Genomic DNA, 26,060 nt, shown 5'->3' with positions numbered 1-26,060 from the left:
AATTATGTTTAATTGTTTTCAGGTGCAGATGGTGGCGGCGGGGGAAGTTGATCGTAGAGTTGCATATCCGGAAAAACATAGCCATACTTTTCTTTCAGCAATTTCAGATCGGCTTTTTTAGCAGTGCTTTTATAGTATTCCTTTTGTTCGCCGTCCTTTTCATGTATAATAACTCTGTAGTTTTGCGTTTTTCTAACCAAATAACCAGTTTCTTCATACTGGTAGCCGGTACTGCTGGTTTTTAAGTTGCCTGTTGGTGGCGGCGGAAACTTAACCTGGTCAACCTTTGGCATAGGTTTCATAGGTAATAGTTTTCCGTTTTTGTCTTTTAAAACCGGTGGCGGAAATTTTATCTTTCCAACCTTTTCACGAGGGGCCGGCGGTGGCGGAGGCATGGTTCCATTTGGAAACATGTATCCATATTTGCCTATTAATAAATTGGCGGTAGCAGGTGACATTGGTGCAGAATTGAAACTTGTTTTTTTTCCTCCATCTTCATAAAAAGTAACTGTCGCTCGCTTAACGCCATCTTTTGTATAAATGGTTTCGCTGTACTTATACCCCTTTTTTGTTTTTAGGGTATCAGCATGAAGATTAATTAAATTTCCGTTAGTCTCTGTCTCAACGCGCATTTTGCCAATATGCCAGCCATAAGTTTTACTGAATGCCAGAGTTGAGGCGCAGAGCATACCCGCGCATGCGGGCAATGTGATAAGGTACTTTAGCCTGGCTAAATTACCCGAGCGTTGTTGATTTAACATAATGATTCTCTTTTTTAAAAGGTTATAATTGAAGAAGGAATGTGTGATAGATAAACCGCCTGTGCCATAGGCATTATTGAGCAAAAAGGTTGAGTAAGCAATGGTATCTTCGTCGGCAGCTGCGGCTTTTTCGTCCGCTATATATTCATGTATGGTTTTTAAACTATTTTGTAGCAAGTACACCACCGGATTAAACCAACACATCACTTTGATCAACTCCAAAAACATAATATCGGCAGAATGCCTTTGGCGGATATGTACCATCTCATGCGTTATAATAGTATCGGTTCCTGCAGCTGTTGTTCCTACAAACAGATAGTTAAAAAAGGAAAAGGCAGTTTCTGTATCATCAAGATAAACTACATTATAGTTGCCATAGGTTGCTTTTTTATGGTGGGTGAGTTTGAAAATGCTATACAACTTAACAATTAAAATAACTAATACTATTAGCGCACCTGCTACATAAGCTGCCATCAGGAAGTTATCAAATGTTAAACTGCTTAATATAGGCTTAGCGGGCTCAACCGGCTTTATAATTGCTACCGATTCAGTTGTTGGAAGGGCAGTGTAATCAAATACCTGTACTTTTTGCACAACCGGCGGCTTCAACGCATTGACCTGTACAAGCGGCAAAACAAATGCAGCTAAACAACTAAACAGTAAATAAAACCTGTTAAGTTGATAATGAGTTTCTTTAGAGAAAAAAATGCAGTAGGCCAAATAAAATACACATAAGTATAAGTTAGCTTCTGCCAGGTAATACAGCCAGTTCATTTTTTCTTCTTTTTAAGGTCCTCAATCAGTTGGGTCAATTCGTCCAGTTGGTTTACATCCAGCTTCTTCTCGTTGGCAATAAACGATACTAAACTTTGATAGGAGTTGCTGAAATAATTGTTCATCATCTTATCAAAAGTGAACTTTTTGTATGCCGCCTCCGTTACCAGCGGAAAGTACACATGCGAATTGCCGTACACTTTATGGCTTATAAATCCTTTACCTTCCAGCACTCTTACTACGGTAGAAACGGTATTATAAGCAGGCTTAGGCTCGTCCATTTGTTCCAATATATCTTTTACAATACCTTCACCTAATTGCCAAAGTATCTGCATTATCTGCTCTTCTGCTTTGGTTAGTTCTTTAATTGTCATTTGCAAACTATTTTTATAGTTATGCCAAGGTAAAACTATTTTTGTAGTTCACAAACTATTTTTATAGTTTTTTTTTCAGAGCAGAAATTTTGACAGGAATGCGCGGGTAGGGTATGGCGTATCCAATGTAAATGCTAAAAATATTTGCAAACATCAGCATCTTGGTATATTTTGCAATCATGCAGGTGTGAACACCTACCTGCGCATAAAAAAATCATGTCGCAAGTACATCAAATAGCATTAACATTTTTAAACAATATAGGTCCCGCTTCGGCAAAAGCGCTGATGAGTTATTTTGGCGACGCAGAAACCATATTTACAATTCCGGTTAAAAAATTACTTAAAGTGCCGGGGATAGGCGAGAAGACCGTAGCCGCGCTAAATATTGACGAGGCTTTGAGAAAAGCAGAAGTCGAAATGCGTTTTGTTGAAAAACAAGATATTGAGGTGATATTTTATACAGATGCCAGGTATCCAAAGCGCTTAAAAAACTGTGTAGACAGCCCTGTACTGCTTTATAGTAAGGGTAAAGCAAATTTCAATAATGCGCGCGTGGTTAGCATAGTTGGCACCCGCAACATTACAGAATATGGCAGAGATTTGTGCCGCCAATTGGTAGAAGAATTGCGGCAATATGATGTACTTATTATTAGTGGGCTTGCGCTGGGGGTCGATGTGGCTGCACACAAGGAGTGCCTTAAGCACAATGTGCCCACTATTGGTGTGGTGGGCCATGGGTTAGACAGATTATACCCTGCGGCAAATCGGTCAACTGCTGATAAGATGTTAGAGAATGGCGGTTTGTTGAGCGAATACCCATCCGGAACGAAACCGGATAGAGAGAATTTTCCGCAGCGTAACCGTATAGTTGCAGGCATGGCTGATGCTACTGTTGTTATTGAAGCAGGTATAAAAGGAGGAGCTTTGATAACGGCAGAAATTGCTAACTCCTACAATCGAGATGTTTTTGCCTTTCCGGGTAGAATAGACGATGTATATAGCGAAGGGTGTAATTTTTTAATACGTCACAACAAAGCCGGCTTATTAACCTGCGCTGCCGATCTGGCATTCAGCATGGGATGGGAGCGAACGGAAGATAGCAAGCCGGTAGAACAGTTTATGTTGCCATTTGACCTATCGGCAGATGAGCAAGATATATTTAACCTTTTGCAGCAACATAAAACACCCGTTGCCATTGACGATCTAAGTATTAAAATAAATAAGCCGGTTAGTCAAATAGCAATGAACCTGTTAAATATGGAGATGCAGGGTTATATACGGTCGTTGCCTGGGAAGATGTATAAACTGATTTAGGGTTGAGGGTTAAGACTCAAGAGACAAGAATCAAGAGATAAGAATTACTGTAAATATCTTAATTCTTATCTCTTAATTCTCACTTCTCAAAAGAGCTAAGCCCTGCGGATAACTCCTAAAATTAACGCAATGATAGCTATAACAAGCAATGTATGTATAATACCTCCGGCAGAGTAAACAAAAAATCCAAGTGCCCAGCCAATAACCAGTATTACAGCAATAATGTACAATAAACCTCTCATGTTTTCTAAGTTTTAGATGTGTGAATAATATTCTGCACAACTCCAAAATTGTTCCAAACACGCCTGTCAAATAAAAAAAGCTGCTTAAATTGTATCTAAGCAGCTTTTTCTATATCGAATATGATATTTAATATTCGTCTTCGTTAAAAAAGAAGTCATCTTTTGTAGGGTAATCAGGCCATATTTCTTCAATATTCTCGTAAGGCTCGCCATCATCCTCTAAAGCCTGCAGGTTCTCAATAACCTCTACAGGAGCGCCTGAACGTATAGCGTAGTCAATTAATTCGTCTTTTGTGGCAGGCCATGGTGCATCCTCCAGGTGAGATGCTAATTCAAGTGTCCAGTACATATTCTATCTATATTTTAGTTTATTGATTTAAGTTCAATTTTCGCAAAAGTATAATATTTTTAAATCGTTTATCAATATATTTTTTTATTTTTTTTTGCGCTCGGAATCCATTGATTTTCAGCTATATTTAATTCGCTTGCCAGCTTGCGCCCCAGCACAAACAGGTAGTCACTCAATCTGTTAAGGTAAATAATAATCAATTCGTTAACCTTACTTTCCTCCGCCAAATGGGTAACAATTCGTTCAGCTCTGCGGCAAACGCAACGCGCCAAATGCGTGTATGATACAGTGGTGTTACCTCCCGGCAAAATAAAATGCGTTAACTGTGGCAATTCATTATCCATGCTGTCAATTGTTTCCTCCAGCAGTTGTATATCCGTTGCCGTCAACTCCGGCAACGTCATTTTAGAACGTTCGGGATCTGCAGCTAAATTAGCACCTATTATAAACAGCGTTTCCTGTATTTGTTTTAAAATTTCCTGATGATTTTCTGCTATCTGCTGGTCGGCTATCAGACCTATCCAGGCATTCAGTTCGTCAACAGTACCGTAGCTCTCTATTCTAATGTTATGCTTGGCAACACGTGTGCCTCCTATAAGTGAGGTAAAACCTTTATCGCCCGTTTTGGTATATATCTTCATAGCTTTAAATGATACGGCTAAACTTAATTAATATTTGCTGTAATATTTTATTGGTGTATTAAACAAAGCTATTTTTACGCTTGATTGATTATTATGAAACGCTCCGCATTTTCCCACATATTGCTATCCGCCGTAATTTGTACAGTAACTTTGCTAAGTTTTAAATGCGGAACTACCAAAGGGCAACAAGAAGCAGCAGAAGCTAATAATCCTGTAACACAAAAGCAATTTGATCTGCTAACCGAGCAACAGTTTAATGAGCTATTTCCGCAACGCGATAAGTTTTATACCTATGCCGCATTTATTCAGGCAGTGCGCGAGTTAGGCAACATAAAAGTAAAAGTGTCGCGCAGGGCCTTGTCTGTTTATCAGATCATCAGAACGGATAAGGCGGCGGGTATAAACTCAATAGTGCGACAAGATGTTGACTGGGAGGAGCCGTGGGCCAAAGTAAAACCCGATAGCATTTTTACTGTTGATTACGGCGATTTTTGCACTGCATCTGACCCACTTATTAATAAAAAAGAACTGGCGGCTTTTTTTGCTCATATTGCTCATGAAACCCGCCATGGTGAAAACGGAACTTACACAGATGGTTTAATGCTGCGCCATGAAGACAATACAACTTTAGAGTATTACGGTGAAAGTGACGAATACCCTCCGGTCAAAGGAAAAAAATACTATGGTAGGGGCCCTATGCAATTAAGTTATAACGGAAATTATGGTAAGGCATCTGACTGTATTTTTGGCGATAAACAGATCTTGCTGAATGACCCCGACAAGGTGGAGAATGACGCAGTAGTGGCGTTTAAAGCTGCCATATGGTTTTGGATGATGCCCGAAACACATAAACCATCCGCGCACGATGTGATGATAGGTAAATGGCAGCCTAAACCAATAGATACGGAGAAAGGCCGTACACCAGGCTTTGGCATGACCATTAATATTGTAAACGGTGCCGTTGAGTGTAACAAAGGTGAAAATGAAGGTATGAACGACAGAATAGGTTTTTACCAGCACTTTTTAACCAAAATGGGTTTAACAGACCCTAATTGTGCATGCTCATGTGCTAAGATGCAATTTTATACCTACTAACAAAGATCTGCCAGGCGGTGTACAAATGCTGCCATGTGCTTTGCTTTTTCGGGCAACATGGGATGATGACTGCCTATGATAAGCGTATGGTTAACAATTTCGATCAGGAAGTCATCGTCACGTACGTCCATAACCGCGTTACGGAAGTTTCGGTCTATGCCTGATTGTGCTTTTTGCACATCGCTTACAATAGTATAAAACGTATTACTGAAGGGTTTGTCCTCAGCAAAATCAAGTTCTATAGGGTGAATAAGCTCAATGATCTTATCTCTCAGCGTTTCCCTGCGGATAACAACGTGCCCAAAATCTTTTCTTAAATAAGCAAGGGCCCATGTGTGGTGCAGGTAATAATCTGCAGAATCAGCCTCTTTATCATCAACTGGTTTATGACGTGTTTCTGTAAACAGAAGGTAGGAGTCACTCCGCTCATGCTTTATTACGTAAGAAGCACGTACATTGATCTCAATACAATTTTTAAAAGACTCGAAATCTTCCAGATGGAAATTGATATGCCCGGTAGCATTTAGCGGAAATTGACCTTTAACTGCAATATAGATATCTTGATAATTGGTGATTGTGGCAGGAGTGAGGCCGCTATCATCAAAAGGCAAACTGTCCATACAGTTATTTGGTTAGCTTGGGTTTTGTGGTGATGTCTGCCGTAGCAGCCAATTCTTCATCAATAGTAACCAGTTTGCTTCTGTCAACCTTGTGAGGAGCCGGGTTTATTTCGTCGCGCTCAATTAAACCGTCGCGCATACGCACTATACGGTGCGCGTGCATGGCAATGTCTTCCTCGTGCGTAACCAATATAATGGTGTTGCCTTTGGCGTGAATATCTTCCAGCAGACCCATTATCTCAATAGAAGTTTTAGTATCAAGGTTACCGGTCGGCTCATCTGCTAAAATGATTGACGGATCATTAATAAGCGCCCTTGCAACTGCAACACGCTGACGCTGACCACCCGAAAGCTCATTAGGCTTGTGGTCAACACGGTGACCTAAACCTACATTGGTTAAAGCGGCATGCGCGCGTTTGTTACGGTCGTCTTTGCTAACACCCGCGTAAACCAGCGGAAGTGCCACATTATCTAAAGCCGTATTACGTGGCAATAAGTTGAAGGTTTGAAATACGAAACCAATTTCACTGTTGCGCACTTCGGCAAGTTCATCATCACTCATGTGGCTAACGTTAATGCCATTCAGAATGTATTCACCTTTAGAAGGCGTATCCAAACAACCCAAAATATTCATCAGCGTTGATTTACCCGAACCTGAAGGCCCCATCAAGGCAACAAACTCACCCTTGTTAATAGTTAAAGAAACTGATTTAAGCGCATGGATAACCTCGGCGCCTATTACATATTTCCTGCCTATTTCTTTAATGGTGATGAGTGGCTTCATATAATACTGTTTTATTTGCTTTGACGGTGTTGGGTTGTAAATGTTACGCTATCAAATTTATTTATCCGATAACCTTGGCCACCATAAAGTATTGATCGTTGTGTTTAGGGGCGTTTTCAAGGGCTTGTTCGGTTGTAATGTCATGTTTTACAACATCTTCCCTAAAAACATTCACCTCGTTTGACATATATACCAACGGTTCAACGCCAGATGTATCTACCTCATTTAATTTTGCCATGAAATCCAGAATTCGGTTCATGTCGCCAATCATTTCCTGTTTGTCGTTCTCAGCTAGGTCAAGACGAGCCAGGTGAGCTATCTTGTCAACGGTTTCCCTGTCAATATTCATTTTCTATTTAAAGTTTGTTCAATAATAGCATGCACATTATCTCTAAGTGCATCTGCATCATCCAAAGTTAACTGAGCCGTTTCTATGGGCTCATGCACAAATATATTACAAATACCGGGTTTACTACCATGCTCTAAGCCGGTATCCCACAAAATTTGCCAGGTATTTAATGAAGTTACGGGGATGATGGGCACTTTCAGCTCAATAGCCAGTCTGAATGGCCCGTTTTTAAAATCGTATAACACCGGAGGATATTCATCCGGAATACGTCCTTCAGGAAAAATTATTACAGACGTTCCATTAGACAAAGCCTCCGAAGCTTTTTTAAACGCGCGGTAAGATGATATTTTACTTTCACGGTTAACCGGTATATCAACTGTTTTAAAGAATAGTCTGGTAATAAAGTTATGCAGCAACTCTTCCTTGCCCATAAAGCAATGATGGTTGCTTTTAACCAGTTGCGTCATAGCGCTAATGTCCAAATTGGAAGTATGGTTGGAACAGATAATATAAGTACGGCTCCAGTCTATAGGCTTTTCATACTTAACGCGGTAAAAAATACCCACCAGTGCCGAGCTCACAAAGGCCCAAACACGACGAATCATGTTTACGTATTTATAATTGCGGGGATTGCGCGACAGCGCGTATAATAAAGGAAAGGATAAGGCATAGGTTACACCTACAGAAGCTACATATAAATAGCAGTGCAACTTCCTCAAAAGTATTTTCATCAACACCAAAAATAGAAAAAATACTTACTTTCGCCGCTATGGAAATTGTTGTAAGCGGTATCCGGTCAACCGGAAATCTACATTTAGGAAACTACTACGGCGCTATACAGAACTTTGTAAAAATGCAGCACGAGTACAATTGCTATTTCTTTATTGCAGATCTGCACTCGCTTACCACACACCCAACACCGGCCAATCTGCATAACAACGTTAAAAGCGTATTAATAGAATACCTGGCTGCCGGCATCGACCCTGAAAAAGCTACTATCTATGTACAGTCGGATGTGCCTGAAGTTGCTGAGCTATACCTTTATTTAAATATGAACGCCTATTTAGGCGAGTTGGAGCGCAGTACATCTTTTAAAGATAAAGTGCGTGCACAGCCTGATAACGTTAATGCGGGCTTATTAACCTACCCCGTTTTAATGGCTGCTGATATATTGATTCATCGTGCTACTAAAGTTCCAGTAGGCAAAGACCAGGAGCAGCATTTGGAGATGGCGCGTACCTTTGGTAACCGCTTTAACCGTTTATATAACAACGATTATTTTGCTGAACCACATGCGTTTAACTACAGCAATAATCTGGTAAAAATACCGGGCTTGGACGGCAAAGGCAAAATGGGAAAATCAGAGGGAGAAGGCAATGCTATTTTTCTTGCTGATGCACCTGAAGTGATCCGTAAAAAAGTAATGCGTGCGGTAACTGATAGCGGCCCAACTGTTGAAAACCAGCAAAAGCCCGATGAAATTCAAAACCTTTTTGATTTAATGAAAGTGGTATCAAGCCAGGATACTTACGGTCATTTCAACAACCTGTATAACACTTGTCAGGTGCGTTACGGCGATCTGAAAAAGCAACTGGCGGAGGATATGATCATTGCCACCGCACCAATTCGCGACAGAATAAATGCGATAGCAGGCGATACGGACTATTTAGCTAAAGTAGCCCGCTTAGGCGCCGAAAAAGCACGCGAAAGCGCTTCAAAAACTATAAAAGAAGTGCGTGAGATCATCGGATTCAGAAGTTTTTAGATTAGGAAGACCATAGACGATGGTCCATAGTCCATAGCTATTTTCTACGGTTACTATGGTCTATCGTCAATGGACTATGGACTAATGAATTTTGACAATTAATATTCAAAGTATATCTTAGCGAATATGCATATAGCTATTGTTGGAAATATAGGTGCCGGAAAAACCACGCTCACCGAAATGCTGGCCAAAAATTATGGCTGGGATCCGCTTTTTGAAGCCGTTGATAATAACCCTTACCTGGAGGATTTTTATAGCGACATGAAGCGTTGGAGCTTTAACCTGCAAATATATTTCCTGAACAGCCGCTATCGCCAGATCATTGAGATACAAAAAAGCGGTCGCAACATTCTGCAGGACAGAACCATTTATGAGGATGCCTACATATTTGCGGAAAACCTGCACGATATGGGCCTGATGACCACCCGCGACTACGAAAATTATACATCTATATTCGATAACATTACCGAATACATTAAACCTCCTGATCTGTTGGTTTATCTCAAGGCTTCGGTGCCAACCCTGGTTAACAATATTCAACGCAGAGGCAGGGAATATGAAATAGGCATCCGTATTGATTATTTATCAAAACTCAATGAAAAGTATGATAAATGGATAGCTAATTACAACTTGGGCAAACTTTTGATATTAGATAAAGACAATCTGGATTTTGCCAATAATACCGAAGATATGGCCACTATTGTTGAAGCTATTGAAAGGGAAGTTAACGGGCTGTTTTAGCCTCATCTCTCCTAAAGGAGAAGGCTTTATAAAGTAATTAAAAATTTAAATCTTCTCCCCTTTAAGGGAGACAAGAGAGGGGCATATGAACATTCTCGGCATCATTCCTGCACGCTACGCATCATCCCGTTTTCCCGGTAAACCATTAGTTGATATTGCCGGTAAAAGCATGATTCAGCGCGTATATGAGCAGGCCGGTAAATGTGCCGACCTTACCGATGTTATTGTAGCCACTGATGATGACCGCATATTTGACCACGTTATAAATTTTGGCGGTAAGGCTATCATGACTGCCGATTACCACCAAAGTGGAACAGACCGTTGCGCACAGGTAGCGGCTATACACAAAGACTATGACGTTATTATCAATATACAAGGGGATGAACCTTATATCGAACCTGAGCAAATAAGCAAACTCGCTGCCTGTTTTGAAGCGCCCGACGCGCAAATAGCCACACTCATCAAACGCATTAAAACAGAACACGAACTACACAATCCTAATTCGCCAAAGGTGGTAGTAAACAAACTGAACGAGGCGGTTTATTTTTCGCGTTCGGCATTACCGCATATCAGGGGAGAACAGCCGGAAAACTGGCTGGAATTTTTTGCCTACTATAAGCATATCGGCATTTACGGTTATCGTGCTGATATTTTACAGCAGATCACCAAGTTGGAAGTTTCATCACTTGAAAAGGCCGAAGCGCTTGAACAACTACGATGGATCGAGAACGGGTACCGCATAAAAGTTGCTGAAACAGAATTTGAAACTTATGCGGTAGATACTCCGGGTGATCTGGAGTTGTTACCGTAGTAAGATTGTATTGCTTACAAGTGAGCATCAAAACGCAAAATATTTCCAATGAACTCATCTCGATATTAAAAGAAATGGTTCCGGAATATAATTACGAATCCAACGCGTTTAAAGACGACGGTATTTATTTGTTTATGAATGATTTCGCATCAACTTTAGCGGAAAGCATCAAACAAGATCCAAACTCACACTTTGTAAGCAATTCTTTCAATTATATAAATACAATTGGTGAAAGAAGCGATCCGGACGTTATAAACCTCATCAATGTAGGGATAATAGAGATACTGTACACAGAGCAAAGCTTGAGTAGAGCATTTATTGCAATGAGGTTGAGCGAGAAATTAAGTGTATTATTTCATGCGTGGTCAGAGCACTATCGTTAAAAATAACACTAAGTCGTCATTATCAGGCTGTTCAGTAATAACATTTTTAATCCCTCAAGTCCCGAAAAAAATCTTACTTTTGTACCCCGTACACAAACAAAAAACATGACCAAATACATATTTGTTACGGGCGGTGTAACCTCTTCGTTAGGGAAAGGTATTATATCTGCATCTCTTGCCAAATTACTTCAATCTCGCGGTTACCGCGTAACCATCCAAAAGTTTGACCCCTACATTAACATTGATCCCGGAACGCTGAACCCTTATGAGCACGGTGAATGTTATGTTACCGAAGATGGAGCCGAAACCGATCTGGATCTTGGTCATTACGAGCGCTTTTTAAATACCCCAACATCTCAGGCAAACAACATTACCACCGGTCGTATTTACCAAAACGTCATCAACAAAGAGCGTGAAGGCGCCTTTTTAGGTAAAACGGTTCAGGTTGTACCGCACATTACCGATGAGATAAAAAGAAACATCCGTTTATTGGGTGAGAACGGCGAGTACGATATTGTTATTACTGAATTAGGCGGTACCGTAGGCGATATTGAGTCGTTGCCATACATTGAGGCTGTGCGTCAGTTCAGGTGGGAAGAAGGTTCCAACAATTCGTTAGTTATTCATTTAACGTTAGTACCTTATTTAGCCGCTGCCGGCGAGTTAAAAACCAAGCCAACACAGCACTCCGTTAAAATGTTGCTGGAGTATGGTATACAGCCGGATATATTGGTTTGCCGTACCGAACACCACTTAACTGCCGATCTGAGAAAAAAAATTGCACTTTTTTGTAACGTAAACATCAATGCCGTAATCGAATCAATAGATGCGCCATCAATTTATGACGTGCCTTTACTGATGTTGAAAGAGCAATTAGACAAAACCGTTTTAACAAAACTTAAACTTCCGCATAAAGCAGAACCTAACCTGGAAAGTTGGAAAGACTTTTTGGGTCGCCTGAAAAATCCTACTTCCGACGTTTGCGTTGGACTGGTAGGTAAGTATGTTGAATTACCCGATGCTTATAAATCTATTATCGAGTCGTTCATTCATGCAGGTGCTAAAAATGAGTGTAAAGTGAAAGTTAAGTACATTCCTTCGGAAGAATTAACACCTCAAAACGCGGTTGAAAAACTGCAAGGATTGCACGGTGTGTTGGTTGCTCCGGGTTTTGGAGAGCGTGGTTTTGAAGGCAAAATAGCTGCCATTAAACACGTGCGCGAAAACAATATACCATTCTTTGGCATCTGCCTGGGTATGCAATGCGCGGTTGTTGAATATGGCCGTAATGTATTAGGTTTAGAGGGAGCCAGCAGTACTGAAATGAACTCGCACACGGCGCACCCGGTTATAGCCATGATGGAAGAACAAAAAAAGGTGGTAAACAAAGGTGGAACCATGCGTTTGGGTTCATATCCGTGTGATCTGAAAAAAGGAACCAAAGCACATGCTATATATGGCAAACTGCATATTACCGAACGCCATCGCCATCGTTATGAATTTAATAACGACTACCTGAAACAATACGAAGACGCGGGAATGACGCCATCAGGCTTTAATCCGCAGAATAACCTGGTTGAGATAGTTGAATTAAAGAACCATCCGTTTTTTGTGGGGGCGCAGTTTCACCCCGAATTAAAATCAACAGTTGCTAATCCGCATCCACTTTTTATTAACTTTGTCGCCGCTTCAATGGCTTATGCCCGTAAGAAGTAAGGGTTTAGTACCAGATACGATATAATGGATAGAAATACGTTTACAGGATTATTCCTGATCATGATCATCATAGCGGGGTCGGTTTATTTTTTAAAACCGAGCGATGCCGAGATACAGAAAGAAAAAGACAGAATACACCTGGATTCGCTGAAGAAAGCCGGAAAGGTACCGGCTGCTGCTAAAACAGTTGCCGATACAATCAAAAAACCGGCTATTGATTCGGCGGCTTTGAAAAGTCCGTTTGGCGCTTCATTAGCAGGTAGCGAGCAATTGTTAACTTTAGAAAATAAAGATATCAAACTAAAGGTAAGCACACGTGGTGGCCGCATCTACTCAGCTGAACTTAAAAACTTTAAAACTTATGATAAAAAGCCATTAATATTATTTGATGGTACTGATAATAAGTTTGGTACTACGCTAACTGCAGGTTCAACTATTGTAAATACCAATGAGCGTTACTTTACCCAGGTTACAGGCAACGGTTCAAATGGCATCACATTACGTTTAAGCTACAGCCCAACACAGTACATTGATTACATTTATACGCTACCTGTCGAAGGTTACAAGGTTGATTTTACCGTTAAACCTGTGGGCTTAGATAATGTAGTAGCTAACAGCAATACGTTTAACATTAACTGGCAGACCGCTGTGCGTAAACAGGAAATGGATATGCACCTGGAGCGTCAGTACACTACCGTTTATTATAATGGTTTAGAAGATGGCGTTGATTATTTAAGCGAAACTAAAGATGATGCTAAAGAGATAAACGACCAGAAACTGCAATGGGTATCATTCAAAGCTCACTTCTTTTCAAGTGTATTGATAGCTAAAAAAGGCATCAGCAAAGCTAATTTAGCTGTAAGTACTGATACTGCCGACCATGTGGATATTAAGGACATGAAAGCTACGCTTGCTGTTGAGCGCGATGCAGACGGTTCTTTCCCGATGCAATTTTACTTTGGCCCTAACAAATATGATCTGTTACAAAAACAAGGTTTTGACCTTGAGAAACAGGTTAACCTGGGTTGGGGACCTTTAAAATACATTAATCGTTTCGCGGTGCTACCGGTTTTTCATTTTCTGGAGCAGTTTAACTGGAGCTATGGTTTAATTATATTGGCGCTTACGGTGATATTAAAGCTGGTACTATCTCCGCTTACTTATAAATCATACCTGTCAATGGCTAAAATGCGTGTGCTAAAGCCGGAGATGGATGAGATCAAAGCTAAAGTGGGAGAGGATAACCCAACTTTATTACAACAGGAGTATTTAAAGCTCTATAAAAAGGCCGGGGTAAATCCATTAGGAGGATGTTTGCCGTTGCTGCTGCAAATGCCAATTGTTATTGCTTTCTTCAGGTTTTTCCCAAGTTTGTTTGAGTTAAGAGGTGAAAGCTTTTTGTGGATGCATGACTTATCTACTTATGACGCTTTTATAAAATTTGGTTTTACCATTCCTTTTATAGGCGACCACTTAAGCTTAATGTGTGTGCTGATGACCATATCAACACTTATTTATACTTACTTCAACAACCAAATATCAGGCGTAACCGGTCAGATGAAATATATTGGCTACATTACACCTATTATCTTCCTGGGCGCATTGAACAGCTACCCGGCAGGTTTGAACTATTACTACTTCCTGGCTAACATGTTCACCTTCTTACAGCAATATATTATCCGCTTAATGGTTGATGATAAGAAGATCCACGCGCAGATTCAGGAAAACAAAAAGAAACCTGAAAGCACCAAAAAGAAAACCGGTTTCGCCGCTAAAATGGAAGAAATGATGCGTGCGCAACAACAAGCGCAGGCGAAGAAGAAATAGTGATTGGTGATTAGTTGATCAGAGATCAGTATTTTACTGGGCCGCATTTGCGGCCCTTTTTTGTTATCTCAAGAACAAAGCAAAACCCGGAACAAAGGCCTTTAATGTAAATTTATTTCAGGATTATAGCTGTAAAATCGTTTCACTCGTCTCATTTTCGTTTCACTAATTTTATATAAATCATTAACTATCAATTTTTTATATAAAATATCGTTTCAAATCGTCTCACATATACAGTGAGACGATGGAACAGTAAAAAGCCGCTTAACAACAGCTAAGCGGCTTTGAATTTCTTTATTTAATTGCAGGTAACTACTTTTTAAATAAACGCTGAGCCACGGTAGCCAGGTACAACTTACAATTCATCCATGTATGACCACCGTCAGAAATGAAGGTTTCATATTTTATCTTCTTAGCATCCAATACAGGCAGGTAATCGTTTTTAATGGTATTGTAAGTAATATCATCAGTACCAACGCCTATCCAAAACAGCTTTAATTGTTTGTTAGTATTGGCCGGATTCTCAAATGCACCTGCGTTATTGCGATCTATCTCATTCTTCAACATGCCGGGAGCGAAGCCGATAACATAACTAAACTTGTCCATATTGTTCAAACCAAAATACAGCGAGGTGCCGCCACCGCCAGAGAAGCCAGCTATAGCCCTACTGTCTTTATCGGTTTTGGTTCTGTGGTTCTTCTCAACAAATGGCATAATGTTACCGAAGAAGTCCTTTTTATACTCCTGTAAGTTGGCCCAGTCGCGTAAGCTGCCGGTCTTCTCAATTTTAGGGTAAGCACGGCCATAAGGCATGACTATTATCATGGGTTCGGCTTTGCCTTCGCTGATAAGGTTGTCCAATATAAAGTTGGCACGACCAACCTTAGTCCAGGTTTCTTCCGTATCAGACGACCCGTGCAACAGATACAATACAGGATATTTCTTATTAGGATTGTTCTCATAACCCGGAGGCGTATAAACTAACATTGGACGATTACCCAACTCCGCGGAATGATACGTGTGGTATGAAACAACTCCATGAGGCACATTGCGGATGGCATGCACCAAAGGGGCGCTACCCTGTACGTCCATTATACTGTTTTGAAAACCCTCATTAGGGAAGATGTTGGAGTTATTAGGGTCTGCCACCTGTATGCCGTCTACTACAAATGCGTAGGGGTACATATCAGGTTTAACCGGACCGAAAGTAACTTCCCAAACGCCTTTGTCGTTTTTCTTCATTTGGAGTGGCGTTTTAGCCATTTGAGTACTCACCTTAACATCGTTGGCTTTTGGGGCGTTAAATCTGAGTGTTACCATGTTGTCTTTACTTACTTCGTTAGATGCAAATACAGGCGCGCCAAAGCCGCCTTGCGCCTTAACGGACGATGTACTAATGGTAGAGGCAAACAACAAAGCTGCTAAAATACTTGATGAGCCCGACAAGTATTTGATGGGAGATTTAAAATTCATCATAAATGGTCTATTGAATAGAAAAGGTCTATGATGCTAATATCATAAATGTTCTCAACAAACCGAAATGATATCGAATAGCGAGCGGCGGCTAATTACACAATGCCGATTTCGCTCCTTCAGCAGTGTTGATTGTTAGCATTTTATAAGGTTTTGATACTGATCCAAACTCGCAACGTTTGCATTTTTCTTGGGTCTTGTTTTTGAGGTACTTAATTACTTTGTTATCCACTATGTAGGAGCGGTATTCATTGGTCTTGATGCAACCTTCACAGGCAGGCCCACCCTCAACAAACTCATAGAAAAATATCAACTGGCCGTTATCAAAATAGTAGTCTTCAATTGCATGAGCATCGCCAACCCATCCGTAATCAATGGATACTTTAACAGGTTGCTTATTTTCATACAAATAATCAACCTTTGTTTTCTCATCGCACATAAATTCAAAGTGCTTCTTAGCAAAATTGGATGTGTTGATTCGTTCAACACGTTGTCTGATACTGGCAACAGGGTCTGTAGCTTTGACTACAGGAGTAATAACCTTGGTCGTATTCTGTGTAGTAAATACTGTATCGTGCTTATTGTAATTCTTCCCCGATTTATCATGGCCGCAAGCGGCGAACAAAAGTAATAATGGAATAGCGAGCCTTTTCATGGCTCACATAGAGCAATAACTCTACCAAATACTAAACGCTTGACGACCTCTTCTTGAAATGGTTGCGTACAAACGTCATCACTTCGTTGTACCCGGTTTTGAAGATGCTCCAATAGCTGAATTTGCTGTACTTATTAAGTGCCCAAAAGCCAATAATTGTACCGGTAAGTATCGGGAAAAGCGTGGCCACCGCAATTCCATAAACGCTTCCTGTTAGGTAAATACCCAGGAAGTCGGTGATGATATTAACAGCCAGCATAACCAACACTTTATAGAAGTTAATTTTAGGCTGATGGATCACATCAAGGGTTAGGGCAAAGAACCGGTCGGGAGGGAAGATGATAGCGAAAGCTAAAAACAACCTGAACACATTAGCCGCTTCGGTGCCCACATACTTGCCGCCGCCTATCAGGTAAATAGGCACGTCAGCTAATATGCATCCAATTATAACAATTGGGATCAATACAATACCCAGCATACCAGCATATCGCTTCATTGTATGAATAACCAACTCGCGGTTACCTTGATTGTATGCAGCAGATAACTCCGGCATTCCGGTAGCAGCAAAACTCGCTAAAGGTATTTCAACCAATTGCATCAGTCTTTCGCCAAGCTTGTAAACTGCTAAAGCAGGCGCACCCAACATAAAGTTAATAATAACACTATCAGAAAAATGGAAACCATTGGCGCTTAACGCTGTACCAACGCTATATTTTCCGAAGTGATACATCTCTGAAATTGTTGCTTTTGACCGGTTTTTTAAAGCTGATATCCGTGCCCATCCTTTAATAAAGGCATATAAGCTTGTTAGCAGATTTGATATCAGGTATGCGAAAAGAACATTAGCAAGCTTCATTTCGCCCATAAAGATCAGAACGAAAATGAACAGTAAGAAACTGCCTTGATTGCAAAGTCTCACATATAACAACTTATCAAACTGCTGTTCGCCTTGAATAACGCAGGTTGAAAGAAACGATGGTAACGAAATGATGAAATATATTCCGCCCCACTTAAAAAACATGCGCAAACCTTCATCATTTATAAAGCTTAAAAACGGCAGAGCCAGAAAGCATACACCAGCCATTATTCCGGTGATGATCATGCCAATAAACCATGCTGAGCCTGCAACTTCAGCTGATCTCTCCTTGGTTGAGCCTGCATAAAATTTTATGAATGCCGTAGTCAGAAATCCAGAACGGAAGGTATCAATAAAAGAAAGAAGTGTTAAAAAGAAACCCCATACACCAGCTTCGGCTTTTGAGAGTTCGCGATATATAATAGCGAACGTAACCAAACCCAAACCCGACATGATGATATTGCCCGACAGTGATAAAAAATGTTTATTACGGACAAGATTGTAAACTTTTTTGAGCATCTTTTCGTAAAATTACGCAAAAACAAGGATAGTGATTTTATCCTTTAAACGGCAATCAAAAGATTTTTGTTCACGCATGACGCAGGATAATACCTACTTTCAAGGAGTAACACTATTAGTTACGCATTATAACCGAAGTCGATCGTTAGAGCGTTTGTTAAACGCGTTTAAATCGCTTAATGTTGAATTTGAGGATGTTGTAGTGTCTGACGATGGAAGCAAGCCTGAAAACCTGGAAAGGGTAAAAGCGTTGCAACATAAACTGAACTTTAGGTTGATAACCACGCCGAAAAATGCCGGGCTGGGCAACAATATTAATAAGGGACAGGATGCGATTACTACGCCTTACACGCTATACGTGCAGGAAGATTTTGAGCCGAAACCAACCTTTACCGCACATTTTGCTGATGCACTGGATTTTATGCAAAATGATCCCGGTTTGGATATAGCCCGGTTTTACGCTTACTTTAAATACCCTTATATAAAGCCTTATGCCAAAGGATTTTCAGAAATGAAATTCAGTATATCACCGTTGGCCAATAACCACTTGAAATTTTACGTTTACAGTGATCACCCGCATTTGCGCAGAAGTAGTTTCTTTGAAAAATTCGGACGATATCCTGAGGGCATAAAAGGAGATCTGACAGAATTTGGAATGGCCATATCGTTCATACAAAACAAAGGCAAGGGTATAATTATTAACGATTTTAACGATATGTTCTGGCAAAAAAACTCACCTGATGAGCCAAGCACCATGAGCAGGGCCGGTTGGCGCGAAAGCAGAAATCCGTTGGCGTTGGCGTTGCGTGCAGGGTATCTGCAGTACAGACTGCTTAAAAACACCTATCAGGTATTGTTTACTAAACCGGTTAAAAAGTAATATGGCAACCGACGATCAATTCCACTCCATAACGCTTTTAGTTACGCATTACAATCGTAGCCAATCGTTAGAACGCTTATTAAAGGCCTTCAAAACACAGCATATTACGTTCGGAGAAATTGTGGTATCTGATGATGGCAGCAAGCCCGAGCATCTGGATTATTTGAAAACGCTGAGTAACCAATATTATTTCAGGCTGATAACAACCTCTAAAAACGCAGGATTAGGCAACAACATTAATAAGGGACAGGACGCTGTAAAAACGCCTTATACACTTTATGTTCAGGAGGATTTTGATCCGTTCCCGGGATATAAACTCCATCTGACCAATGCGTTGCAAATAATGCATGACCGGCCGGATGTGGACTTGATAAGATTCTACGCTTACTTTAAGTATCCATATTTAAAGCCTTACAAGTATGGGTTTTCTGAAATGGATTTTAAGATATGGTATCCTGGTTATCGTAAGTTTCATGTTTATAGCGATCATCCACATTTGCGTAGAAGCACTTTCTTTCAAAAATTTGGGCGCTATCCGGAAGGTATAAAAGGCGATAAAACAGAGTTTACCATGGCTATGTCTTTCCTTAAAAATAAAGGCAAGGCAATGATCCATGAAAATATTAAAGGCATATTTGATCAGATCAATTCAAGCGATGAGCCAAGTACCATGAAACGTAGCGATCTGCGGCAAAGTGATAATTTCTTTATCAGTATGGCCAGAACTGTATATCGTAACGTTAAACATACTGCAGATTATATCATGTTAAAAAAATACCAGCCATGAACAGAAGAACCCTTATAAAAAGTTTGGCGGCTGTGGTAACACTTGGCGGCGCAGGTACGGCTGTTTACAATTTTCTTACTCCGGGTGAAGGTATACCATTAGCCGATCTTCCAAAAAACAAGGCGCTTGTAGCGGAGCTTGTTGAGACCATTATCCCGCGAACTACTACTCCCGGGGCTAAAGATGCAGGTGTTGAAAACTTCATTATCAAAATAATAACAGAAAATACCGACGTCAAAATGCAGCAATCATTTTTAGCCGGACTAAAATCTGTTGATGCCTATGCTGAAAACAAATATGGTAAGTCATTCGTCAAATGTTCTCCGACGAATAAAAATGCTATAATGAAGCATTTTGAAGACAAAGCGACATATTCAATTGGTATACTAAATAAGGTGCAACGCAAGTTTTTAGGTGCGCCCTTCTTTTATCAGTTACGTGATCTTACAGTTGAAGGCTATTGCACCTCACAAATTGGAGCAACACAAGGCATGGCTTATGATTACGTGCCGGTAACCTTTGAAGCATGCGTACCATTGCAACCCAATCAACTTTCATGGGCAACTAAATAACATGGCATTACAAAACAGCAATACATTTGACGCAATAGTAGTTGGCTCTGGCATCAGCGGTGGATGGGCAGCCATGGAACTTTGCAAAAAGGGACTGAAAACCTTGTTGCTTGAACGAGGCCGAAATGTTGAACATCTTAAAGACTATCCAACAGCTAATCTGAACCCATGGGATTTTGAATATGGATTAAATAATACGCCGCAATTTAAAGCTGATAGCCCTATACAGTCAACAGGGAGCAACGCTGGTAACGCGCTTTTTTACGTGAACGATAAAGATCACCCCTATATTCAGGATAAGCCTTTTATGTGGTACAGAGGCTACCAGGTAGGGGGGCGCTCTTTAACATGGGGCAGGCAATGCTACAGGTTAAGTGATCTTGATTTTGAGGCTAACTTGAAAGACGGTGTGGGAGTTGACTGGCCCATCCGCTATAAAGATATTGCTCCATGGTACAGCTATGTTGAAAAATACATAGGTGTTAGTGGAAACAAGGAGAATTTGAACCAATTACCCGATGGCGATTTTTTGCCGCCAATGGAATTGAATTGCATAGAGCATCATCTAAATAACTCCATTCGTAAACAAACTCCCGACAGATTATTAACTATTGCCCGCGTAGCCAATCTTACAAAAGGTTGGGACAGCCGGGGACCGTGTATGAATAGAAATTTGTGTTCAAGGGGGTGCCCTTTTGGCGGTTACTTCAGCAGCAATAGCTCAACTATTCCGGCGGCAATGCAGACAGGTAATTTAACGCTCAGGCCATTCTCTATAGTAGCCGAAGTTTTATATGATGATACTAAACAGCGTGCTACGGGAGTGCGTGTTATAGATACTGAAACCAGGCAAAGTTATGAGTACCATGCACGTGTTATCTTTCTGAACGCATCCACCATAGCAACTGCGGGCATTTTACTTAATTCAAAATCGAAACGTTTTCCTAAAGGTATGGGGAATGATAGCGGCGAGCTGGGCCACAATCTGATGGATCACCATTCATCTGCAGGTGCTTCAGGCAAGCATAATGACTTTAAAGATAAATATTACAAAGGCCGCAGACCATGTGGTTTCCTGATACCGCGTTATAGAAATTTAAAAGGTGATGAAGGGCTGGGATACAAACGTGGATTTAATATACAAGGCCACGGCGAACGATCTGAATGGCCAGATATGATGAATTTTGGCAGTTTTGGTGCTGACTTTAAAAAGGGTTTGACCACGCCAGGCCCATGGACTGTTTGGATGGCTGGCTGGGGCGAATGCCTTCCATATCATGATAATCAAATATCACTCAATTCCACTCAAAAAGATAAATGGGGATTACCGCTTATTAATGTTGATTTTTCCTTCAGGGAAAATGAAGAAAAAATGATGGATGACATCCGCAATTCATGTGGAGAAATGCTGGAATCAGCAGGCTTTACAGACGTCAACACTTTCAATTATAAAAAGCCGGGTGGAAGCACTGTGCATGAAATGGGAACAGCGCGCATGGGGCGAGACCCTAAAACATCGGTATTGAATGGCAACAATCAATTACACGCGGTAAAAAATGTATTTGTAACAGATGGAAGCTGCATGACTTCATCAGCCAGTCAGAACCCATCGTTAACCTATATGGCGCTTACTGCGCGGGCTTGCAATTTCGCCGTCAATGAAATGAAGAAAGGCAATCTGTAAACTATTTTGTTTGGTTGATAGCTTTATAAATTTCTTTTACGTTATTTTCCCAGGTGTGAGTGGTTGCAAAGGCTATGCGTTGCTGTTGTTTTTCGGGGTTATCCTCCCACAAAGCCTTCTCAATCAAAGTCACATATTCGTCTTTAGTTGTACCTAAATACGTGTGCTCCTCAAAAACGCTCATGGCTTCAGTCCGGGTGGCTACGGTTGGTTTGCCCATTGCCAGGTATTCATCAATTTTGCGCGGGTAGTTGCCTATGGTAACCTGGTTGATCAGTTGCGGATTAAGACACACATCAAAGGAGTTAATATAGGCCGGAAGGGTAGAAGGGTCCTTACTTCCAAGGAAATGTATGTTCGGTATATTATGCAGGCTACTAACTTTAAATTGTTCATCTTCAGGCCCTACTAACACAATACTCCAATCTGACCGCGTTGTGGCAATAAACGCCAGCAACTCAATATCTAAACGAATACTTTGTAGTGCTCCAACATACCCAATTACCGGCTTGTTTATGGTGGCTACATCACCGGGAATGGCTAACTGCTGGTTGGATGTGAAAATCTCCAGATCACACCCTTGCCCAACGTAATGAGAGTTTGGATTATATTTTTTACAGTACGAAGCCAGATAGGTAGAATTAGCTACACACAAATCGCTTTTGGCAATCAACTCAGGTTCCATGGTTTTACCATGTACTTTCCAGTAGTCAACAAACAACAGGTAATCCCGAGAGTAATAGATGCTGATGGCTGGTTTAAGTAATTCTTTAAGATAAAAACATCTGAAAATGTCGTTGTCATTAAAAAGTATATAGTCTTTAAACCCTAATTTCCTGGCCGCCTTATCAATACTACGCGCGAAGCGTTTATTGTTTAACTTATTAAAAAACGTGTAAATAAAATTATGGTTCATCCAGTTAATAGATTCAATGATCTCATCCGGATAAAGGTTCCATAAGTTCTCTTTTATTGGTACAACACTGTCAGTACGGCCATTAACAACATCTATCCTTATTTTAACTTTAGGGTCTGTAGCGTTTTTTAGCTTGGTTATGCGGTCAAGCGGAGAGTTTACATAAAGTACGCGGTTATGCTTACTAAACTCAAGCGCAATGTTTTTGCAGTTGCTGCCAATTTCAACATCCCATGGTTGTTGCCCAACCACTATAATGTCCCGGTTTTTAATAATGTCGCCGTTTAACATGTTGCCGTTTACGTTGCCTGTTGTAGTTGTGTTGCTTGTTGTTGCCGTTTTTGTTTATCAAGTCGATATAAAACTGTTATCAAAGCCATATCCAAAGAAAAATAAACATTTGATGGAAATTGTACCAGTGCTTCCTGAGGAAAGTTGGCAATATTGTACGCAAAGACCACCAACAGTACGCCAAGGCTATACATTTTGAGTTCAGGATCTCTGATGCGGTAATAGTTGTTTATACCTGTCCTCATCACTACAAACATTAGTGTGCAAAATATCAACAGTCCTACCGGACCTAATTCTACCGCCACACGCACATAACCGCTGTCTGGCTGAAATTGAGAAACTACAGAGCCGTTACCAAAGCGCTTACCCCAGCCACCCGTAGCACCCAAACCAAAACCAATTGGGTGACTGTAAATGTAGGGTTTGATGCGCTCCTGGTTAAACTTACGTAGCTTGTAAGAAGGATCTTCATTAGGCCTGAATGCTGTTTGAAAACGTAATAAATTAGGATCACCAGTTGGAATGTTGATCAAAACTATTAAACCCAGCACGCCAAGGCAGCTTAACAGCAATATTTGTTTGTTGTAACGAATAATAGCGAATAAAAACATAGCAGCCGGAACCAATACATTGGCTGCGCGCGTACCCGAGAAAAGCATAGATACAAGAAAGGTACCTGTAAATATTACCAATATAACTTTCTTCCATAATGGCAGTTTACCTGCTATTAATGCCACACAAAATATAGCCGCCATGTTCATATTGTAAGCAAAGGCAACAGGATCGGAAAAGATGGAGAACTTACGCCAGTGCCCTGCTATAAAAAGTAAGCCAGCTATTTCGGGATCTGAATGCAGCCATGCTTCTTCACTTGCCGAAAAACCAATAAACTCTTGCTTCATTCCGTACAAGGCGCTGAAAAAACTTAGCGCCAACCATAGTTTAAAAATAAACCTCACCAGGTTAATAGAGCGTATGTTGTAAAGGAACACAAAGTAGCTTAGCATAACTATGGCTATGCCACGTACCGTATATACCCACGCTTCGCGAGATATGGCGCTTGGATTAGCAACCTGTAAAAAGTTATACGCTATCCAAATCAGTATCATGGTTGACACCGGCCCTTTTAAAAACTCCCAGTCGTTATGACGCCGCAGCCGCACCAGAGTTCCCAACATAAGCGACCCTTGTAACAGATCGGCAACAACGCCCATTGGCCCGGGTATGCCTAAACGCCCTAATAAAAACAGTACATAAGCTAAAATCAGCAAAATTATTATACCAAAACGCGGATAAGCCACAACACAATAAATGGCAGGTAAACCTACAAACGCAACAACCACAAGTCCGCCAAAAACAACACCAAATTTGGCTATACCAACGGCAATAATGGCCGCTATCACAGCGAGAATACCTATGCCGAGTGGGTTACTCAGTTTTTCAATAATTGCTGAGTTGCGCACGCGTTCGCTCAGAGAAGGCCGTTCTGATTTATTTAAGTGTAAAATAGGATGTACAATTGCCTGTTCATCTTTCATCATAAAAACAAAATTTTAATAATGAAAAAATAGGTACTTAAAAATGCAACCACCAATGCCACAATTCGGGTAATACGGTCAACCTTTTTTTGATAAGCCGCCTTTACTTCCGTGCCTCTAACAACGTCATCATCCGGGTTAACTCTCATCACTTTTAGTTATTGGGTCAACACTGCTGGTGTAAGTATGCTTGGTTGCTACCGACCTTTTATTGGCTGTACGTGCATTGATCAATGATATTACCTGAAAGAAAATGAATTTAGGTATATTAATTAGCGAGCGGTAAATGCGTGCATCTGTCTCAGAACGCGCTAAAGCTAAATAAAAGCCAGCTATGAATATAGCGAAAGCGAGCATCCATATAAATGCTGCTGTTATGCTTATAAATATATTAATAAACATAAACACCAACGACAATAGCAGGAAGATGAACAGGGGAGGTCTTAACAGTATCAAGCCAAAAAGGAACTGATTCCAGCTTGGGGTGGTGATGCCTTTTCCAAGCATTGTAAAGCCAAATTTGAAGTACTTGAACCAGGTATTGATCCAACGTGACCGTTGATTAACTAATTGATCGGAGTGGGTTGTTTTCTCATCGTATACCTTTGCACGGTCTGTAAAAGCTATGCGCACGTCGCGTCCAACTATTTGCGATTGCAGAACCTTATCAAACCCGGCACCTATAATATCTAAATGCTCCAAACAATCACGATATAATGCAGTTGTAAAAGCCATACCCGAACCGGCTAAAGTTGCTGATGAGCCTACTTTGAACAATAACTTACCATCATAAAAATGATAATAAATATCTCGTGCAGCATCAAGGCAAGCATAAGTAGTATTCAAATTTTTTGCTTCCCGGATGCCTTGTACCGCAATGTAGCCTTTATAAAAGTAGCGGTCTAACTCATTTAAATACTCCGGATGAACCAGGTTGTCGCTGTCAATAATGGTTAGCCTGTCATGTGGCCGTCTGAAGTTGTTGATAGCATAAAAGTGCGAACGTGTATTACTGGCCAAAGTATTTTCAGGGCGAAGCACAACAACGCGGTCATCATTGAAAATTAAACTGCTTACATCACATTTATCGGCTACAATGTATACGATGTAATTGCTGTGGTTTAGCCTTAGCAATGATTCTACAACAGCAGGAATGTTGGTAACCTGCTCATAAGCAGTTACAATTATACCGTAATCTCCTTCAACAGAAGCCTCAACAGGAGTGTTGGAATTTTTGAAAAACGACAAAACATAAATGCATACCGGCAATACCAGGTTATATCCGATTAAAACCTGAACTAATATCCAAATAATGCCAATGAGTGTCATTTAAATAGATGATT

At 40.6% G+C, this 26,060-nt stretch carries 28 protein-coding genes; 12 read left to right on the top strand and 16 right to left on the bottom strand.

Features of this window, described 5'->3' with window-relative positions; genetic code table 11:
- Positions 1-8: 8 nt before the first annotated feature.
- Positions 9-1,535 carry a M56 family metallopeptidase gene (locus CLV57_RS10985; protein WP_100341460.1) on the bottom strand — a complete coding sequence of 509 codons (1,527 nt, stop codon included), beginning with the start codon at positions 1,533-1,535 and terminating at the stop codon, positions 9-11.
- Positions 1,532-1,909 carry a BlaI/MecI/CopY family transcriptional regulator gene (locus tag CLV57_RS10980; RefSeq protein ID WP_100341459.1) on the bottom strand — a complete coding sequence of 126 codons (378 nt, stop codon included), beginning with the start codon at positions 1,907-1,909 and terminating at the stop codon, positions 1,532-1,534. Before CLV57_RS10980 ends, CLV57_RS10985 begins: the two co-directional genes overlap by 4 nt.
- 216 nt (positions 1,910-2,125) lie before the next feature.
- Between CLV57_RS10980 and dprA the strand changes: the two genes are divergently transcribed.
- The gene (gene dprA, locus CLV57_RS10975; RefSeq protein WP_100341458.1) at positions 2,126-3,223 is read left to right on the top strand and encodes a DNA-processing protein DprA; all 1,098 of its coding nucleotides are present in this window, start codon (positions 2,126-2,128) and stop codon (positions 3,221-3,223) included.
- 95 nt (positions 3,224-3,318) lie between these two features.
- On the opposite strand, the gene CLV57_RS18390 is transcribed toward dprA, so the two are convergent.
- The 3 genes from CLV57_RS18390 to CLV57_RS10965 all read right to left on the bottom strand — a co-directional run bounded on the left by CLV57_RS18390 (position 3,319) and on the right by CLV57_RS10965 (position 4,455).
- Positions 3,319-3,465 carry a lmo0937 family membrane protein gene (locus CLV57_RS18390; RefSeq protein WP_157799132.1) on the bottom strand — a complete coding sequence of 49 codons (147 nt, stop codon included), beginning with the start codon at positions 3,463-3,465 and terminating at the stop codon, positions 3,319-3,321.
- Positions 3,466-3,592: 127 nt separating this feature from the next.
- Entirely contained in the window at positions 3,593-3,814 is a 222-nt protein-coding gene (locus CLV57_RS10970; RefSeq protein ID WP_002996718.1) for a DUF2795 domain-containing protein, read from the bottom strand.
- 71 nt (positions 3,815-3,885) lie between these two features.
- Positions 3,886-4,455: a cob(I)yrinic acid a,c-diamide adenosyltransferase gene (locus CLV57_RS10965; protein ID WP_100341457.1), complete on the bottom strand. Its 570-nt coding sequence runs from the start codon at positions 4,453-4,455 to the stop codon at positions 3,886-3,888.
- 93 nt (positions 4,456-4,548) lie between these two features.
- On the opposite strand from CLV57_RS10965, the gene CLV57_RS10960 reads away from it, so the two are divergent.
- Complete coding sequence (locus CLV57_RS10960) at positions 4,549-5,550, top strand: chitinase (protein ID WP_100341456.1); 1,002 nt, start codon at positions 4,549-4,551, stop codon at positions 5,548-5,550.
- Here CLV57_RS10960 and CLV57_RS10955 read toward each other — a convergent pair.
- From CLV57_RS10955 to CLV57_RS10940, 4 genes are all read right to left on the bottom strand, one after another.
- Positions 5,547-6,170: a hypothetical protein gene (locus CLV57_RS10955; protein ID WP_100341455.1), complete on the bottom strand. Its 624-nt coding sequence runs from the start codon at positions 6,168-6,170 to the stop codon at positions 5,547-5,549. The genes CLV57_RS10960 and CLV57_RS10955 overlap by 4 nt on opposite strands.
- Positions 6,171-6,174: 4 nt before the next feature.
- Entirely contained in the window at positions 6,175-6,954 is a 780-nt protein-coding gene (locus tag CLV57_RS10950) for an ABC transporter ATP-binding protein (RefSeq protein ID WP_100341454.1), read from the bottom strand.
- Positions 6,955-7,015: 61 nt separating this feature from the next.
- The gene (gene gatC / locus CLV57_RS10945; RefSeq protein WP_100341453.1) at positions 7,016-7,303 is read right to left on the bottom strand and encodes an Asp-tRNA(Asn)/Glu-tRNA(Gln) amidotransferase subunit GatC; all 288 of its coding nucleotides are present in this window, start codon (positions 7,301-7,303) and stop codon (positions 7,016-7,018) included.
- Entirely contained in the window at positions 7,300-8,034 is a 735-nt protein-coding gene (locus CLV57_RS10940; RefSeq protein ID WP_100341452.1) for a lysophospholipid acyltransferase family protein, read from the bottom strand. Before CLV57_RS10940 ends, gatC begins: the two co-directional genes overlap by 4 nt.
- A 38-nt stretch (positions 8,035-8,072) precedes the next feature.
- Here CLV57_RS10940 and trpS point away from each other — a divergent pair, with 38 nt between their 5' ends.
- From trpS to yidC, 6 genes are all read left to right on the top strand, one after another.
- Positions 8,073-9,068, top strand: coding sequence for a tryptophan--tRNA ligase (gene trpS / locus CLV57_RS10935; protein WP_100341451.1), 996 nt, complete (start codon positions 8,073-8,075; stop codon positions 9,066-9,068).
- A gap of 126 nt (positions 9,069-9,194) precedes the next feature.
- Positions 9,195-9,809: a deoxynucleoside kinase gene (locus tag CLV57_RS10930; protein ID WP_100341450.1), complete on the top strand. Its 615-nt coding sequence runs from the start codon at positions 9,195-9,197 to the stop codon at positions 9,807-9,809.
- Positions 9,810-9,894: 85 nt separating this feature from the next.
- Positions 9,895-10,620, top strand: a complete 726-nt coding sequence (gene kdsB / locus CLV57_RS10925; protein ID WP_100341449.1) for a 3-deoxy-manno-octulosonate cytidylyltransferase — start codon at positions 9,895-9,897, stop codon at positions 10,618-10,620.
- A 20-nt stretch (positions 10,621-10,640) separates the two neighbouring features.
- On the top strand, positions 10,641-11,003 hold the full coding sequence (locus CLV57_RS10920) for a DUF7674 family protein (protein WP_100341448.1): 363 nt from the start codon (positions 10,641-10,643) through the stop codon (positions 11,001-11,003).
- Between the two features lie 105 nt (positions 11,004-11,108).
- Entirely contained in the window at positions 11,109-12,719 is a 1,611-nt protein-coding gene (locus CLV57_RS10915; RefSeq protein WP_100341447.1) for a CTP synthase, read from the top strand.
- A gap of 24 nt (positions 12,720-12,743) precedes the next feature.
- A complete protein-coding gene (yidC, locus tag CLV57_RS10910; protein ID WP_100341446.1) occupies positions 12,744-14,546 on the top strand; it encodes a membrane protein insertase YidC in 1,803 nt (600 codons plus the stop codon).
- 312 nt (positions 14,547-14,858) lie between these two features.
- Here yidC and CLV57_RS10905 read toward each other — a convergent pair whose 3' ends face one another.
- From CLV57_RS10905 to CLV57_RS10895, 3 genes are all read right to left on the bottom strand, one after another.
- Positions 14,859-16,022 carry an esterase gene (locus CLV57_RS10905; RefSeq protein ID WP_211290069.1) on the bottom strand — a complete coding sequence of 388 codons (1,164 nt, stop codon included), beginning with the start codon at positions 16,020-16,022 and terminating at the stop codon, positions 14,859-14,861.
- An 88-nt stretch (positions 16,023-16,110) separates the two neighbouring features.
- Positions 16,111-16,674, bottom strand: coding sequence for a hypothetical protein (locus tag CLV57_RS10900; protein WP_100341445.1), 564 nt, complete (start codon positions 16,672-16,674; stop codon positions 16,111-16,113).
- Positions 16,675-16,705: 31 nt separating this feature from the next.
- Entirely contained in the window at positions 16,706-18,049 is a 1,344-nt protein-coding gene (locus CLV57_RS10895) for an oligosaccharide flippase family protein (RefSeq protein ID WP_100341444.1), read from the bottom strand.
- Between the two features lie 76 nt (positions 18,050-18,125).
- On the opposite strand from CLV57_RS10895, the gene CLV57_RS10890 reads away from it, so the two are divergent.
- From CLV57_RS10890 to CLV57_RS10875, 4 genes are read left to right on the top strand one after another with little or no spacing between them, the layout of a single operon-like run.
- A complete protein-coding gene (locus tag CLV57_RS10890; protein ID WP_100341443.1) occupies positions 18,126-18,929 on the top strand; it encodes a glycosyltransferase in 804 nt (267 codons plus the stop codon).
- Position 18,930: 1 nt separating this feature from the next.
- Positions 18,931-19,716, top strand: coding sequence for a glycosyltransferase (locus tag CLV57_RS10885; protein WP_100341442.1), 786 nt, complete (start codon positions 18,931-18,933; stop codon positions 19,714-19,716).
- Positions 19,713-20,288: a gluconate 2-dehydrogenase subunit 3 family protein gene (locus tag CLV57_RS10880; protein WP_100341441.1), complete on the top strand. Its 576-nt coding sequence runs from the start codon at positions 19,713-19,715 to the stop codon at positions 20,286-20,288. The genes CLV57_RS10885 and CLV57_RS10880 overlap by 4 nt, the downstream gene beginning before the upstream one ends.
- A 1-nt stretch (position 20,289) precedes the next feature.
- A complete protein-coding gene (locus CLV57_RS10875) occupies positions 20,290-21,972 on the top strand; it encodes a GMC oxidoreductase (RefSeq protein WP_100341440.1) in 1,683 nt (560 codons plus the stop codon).
- Between the two features lies 1 nt (position 21,973).
- On the opposite strand, the gene CLV57_RS10870 is transcribed toward CLV57_RS10875, so the two are convergent.
- Genes CLV57_RS10870 through CLV57_RS10860 form a run of 4 tightly spaced genes read right to left on the bottom strand, consistent with a single transcriptional unit; the run spans position 21,974 to position 26,046 of the window.
- A complete protein-coding gene (locus tag CLV57_RS10870) occupies positions 21,974-23,179 on the bottom strand; it encodes a glycosyltransferase (RefSeq protein WP_100341439.1) in 1,206 nt (401 codons plus the stop codon).
- 8 nt (positions 23,180-23,187) lie between these two features.
- Positions 23,188-24,720 carry an O-antigen ligase family protein gene (locus tag CLV57_RS10865; RefSeq protein ID WP_211290068.1) on the bottom strand — a complete coding sequence of 511 codons (1,533 nt, stop codon included), beginning with the start codon at positions 24,718-24,720 and terminating at the stop codon, positions 23,188-23,190.
- Positions 24,717-24,866: a hypothetical protein gene (locus CLV57_RS18385; protein ID WP_157799131.1), complete on the bottom strand. Its 150-nt coding sequence runs from the start codon at positions 24,864-24,866 to the stop codon at positions 24,717-24,719. Before CLV57_RS18385 ends, CLV57_RS10865 begins: the two co-directional genes overlap by 4 nt.
- A complete protein-coding gene (locus CLV57_RS10860; protein ID WP_100341438.1) occupies positions 24,856-26,046 on the bottom strand; it encodes a glycosyltransferase in 1,191 nt (396 codons plus the stop codon). Before CLV57_RS10860 ends, CLV57_RS18385 begins: the two co-directional genes overlap by 11 nt.
- Positions 26,047-26,060: the final 14 nt, after the last annotated feature.

This window comes from Mucilaginibacter auburnensis, assembly GCF_002797815.1.
In the GTDB taxonomy this organism is placed as follows: Bacteria; Bacteroidota; Bacteroidia; order Sphingobacteriales; family Sphingobacteriaceae; genus Mucilaginibacter; species Mucilaginibacter auburnensis.
Note: the sequence above shows the minus strand (reverse complement) of the source record. Positions and strands in the feature narration are given on the sequence as shown.

What these genes read in the sequence shown, in the direction of transcription:
- CLV57_RS10985 (WP_100341460.1), bottom strand. Translation starts at nt 1,535, where the DNA reads ATGAACTGGCTGTATTACCTGGCAGAAGCTAACTTATACTTATGTGTA.
- CLV57_RS10980 (WP_100341459.1), bottom strand. Translation starts at nt 1,909, where the DNA reads ATGACAATTAAAGAACTAACCAAAGCAGAAGAGCAGATAATGCAGATA.
- dprA (WP_100341458.1), top strand. Translation starts at nt 2,126, where the DNA reads ATGTCGCAAGTACATCAAATAGCATTAACATTTTTAAACAATATAGGT.
- CLV57_RS18390 (WP_157799132.1), bottom strand. Translation starts at nt 3,465, where the DNA reads ATGAGAGGTTTATTGTACATTATTGCTGTAATACTGGTTATTGGCTGG.
- CLV57_RS10970 (WP_002996718.1), bottom strand. Translation starts at nt 3,814, where the DNA reads ATGTACTGGACACTTGAATTAGCATCTCACCTGGAGGATGCACCATGG.
- CLV57_RS10965 (WP_100341457.1), bottom strand. Translation starts at nt 4,455, where the DNA reads ATGAAGATATATACCAAAACGGGCGATAAAGGTTTTACCTCACTTATA.
- CLV57_RS10960 (WP_100341456.1), top strand. Translation starts at nt 4,549, where the DNA reads ATGAAACGCTCCGCATTTTCCCACATATTGCTATCCGCCGTAATTTGT.
- CLV57_RS10955 (WP_100341455.1), bottom strand. Translation starts at nt 6,170, where the DNA reads ATGGACAGTTTGCCTTTTGATGATAGCGGCCTCACTCCTGCCACAATC.
- CLV57_RS10950 (WP_100341454.1), bottom strand. Translation starts at nt 6,954, where the DNA reads ATGAAGCCACTCATCACCATTAAAGAAATAGGCAGGAAATATGTAATA.
- gatC (WP_100341453.1), bottom strand. Translation starts at nt 7,303, where the DNA reads ATGAATATTGACAGGGAAACCGTTGACAAGATAGCTCACCTGGCTCGT.
- CLV57_RS10940 (WP_100341452.1), bottom strand. Translation starts at nt 8,034, where the DNA reads ATGAAAATACTTTTGAGGAAGTTGCACTGCTATTTATATGTAGCTTCT.
- trpS (WP_100341451.1), top strand. Translation starts at nt 8,073, where the DNA reads ATGGAAATTGTTGTAAGCGGTATCCGGTCAACCGGAAATCTACATTTA.
- CLV57_RS10930 (WP_100341450.1), top strand. Translation starts at nt 9,195, where the DNA reads ATGCATATAGCTATTGTTGGAAATATAGGTGCCGGAAAAACCACGCTC.
- kdsB (WP_100341449.1), top strand. Translation starts at nt 9,895, where the DNA reads ATGAACATTCTCGGCATCATTCCTGCACGCTACGCATCATCCCGTTTT.
- CLV57_RS10915 (WP_100341447.1), top strand. Translation starts at nt 11,109, where the DNA reads ATGACCAAATACATATTTGTTACGGGCGGTGTAACCTCTTCGTTAGGG.
- yidC (WP_100341446.1), top strand. Translation starts at nt 12,744, where the DNA reads ATGGATAGAAATACGTTTACAGGATTATTCCTGATCATGATCATCATA.
- CLV57_RS10905 (WP_211290069.1), bottom strand. Translation starts at nt 16,022, where the DNA reads ATGATGAATTTTAAATCTCCCATCAAATACTTGTCGGGCTCATCAAGT.
- CLV57_RS10900 (WP_100341445.1), bottom strand. Translation starts at nt 16,674, where the DNA reads ATGAAAAGGCTCGCTATTCCATTATTACTTTTGTTCGCCGCTTGCGGC.
- CLV57_RS10895 (WP_100341444.1), bottom strand. Translation starts at nt 18,049, where the DNA reads ATGCTCAAAAAAGTTTACAATCTTGTCCGTAATAAACATTTTTTATCA.
- CLV57_RS10890 (WP_100341443.1), top strand. Translation starts at nt 18,126, where the DNA reads ATGACGCAGGATAATACCTACTTTCAAGGAGTAACACTATTAGTTACG.
- CLV57_RS10885 (WP_100341442.1), top strand. Translation starts at nt 18,931, where the DNA reads ATGGCAACCGACGATCAATTCCACTCCATAACGCTTTTAGTTACGCAT.
- CLV57_RS10880 (WP_100341441.1), top strand. Translation starts at nt 19,713, where the DNA reads ATGAACAGAAGAACCCTTATAAAAAGTTTGGCGGCTGTGGTAACACTT.
- CLV57_RS10875 (WP_100341440.1), top strand. Translation starts at nt 20,290, where the DNA reads ATGGCATTACAAAACAGCAATACATTTGACGCAATAGTAGTTGGCTCT.
- CLV57_RS10870 (WP_100341439.1), bottom strand. Translation starts at nt 23,179, where the DNA reads ATGTTAAACGGCGACATTATTAAAAACCGGGACATTATAGTGGTTGGG.
- CLV57_RS10865 (WP_211290068.1), bottom strand. Translation starts at nt 24,720, where the DNA reads ATGATGAAAGATGAACAGGCAATTGTACATCCTATTTTACACTTAAAT.
- CLV57_RS18385 (WP_157799131.1), bottom strand. Translation starts at nt 24,866, where the DNA reads ATGAGAGTTAACCCGGATGATGACGTTGTTAGAGGCACGGAAGTAAAG.
- CLV57_RS10860 (WP_100341438.1), bottom strand. Translation starts at nt 26,046, where the DNA reads ATGACACTCATTGGCATTATTTGGATATTAGTTCAGGTTTTAATCGGA.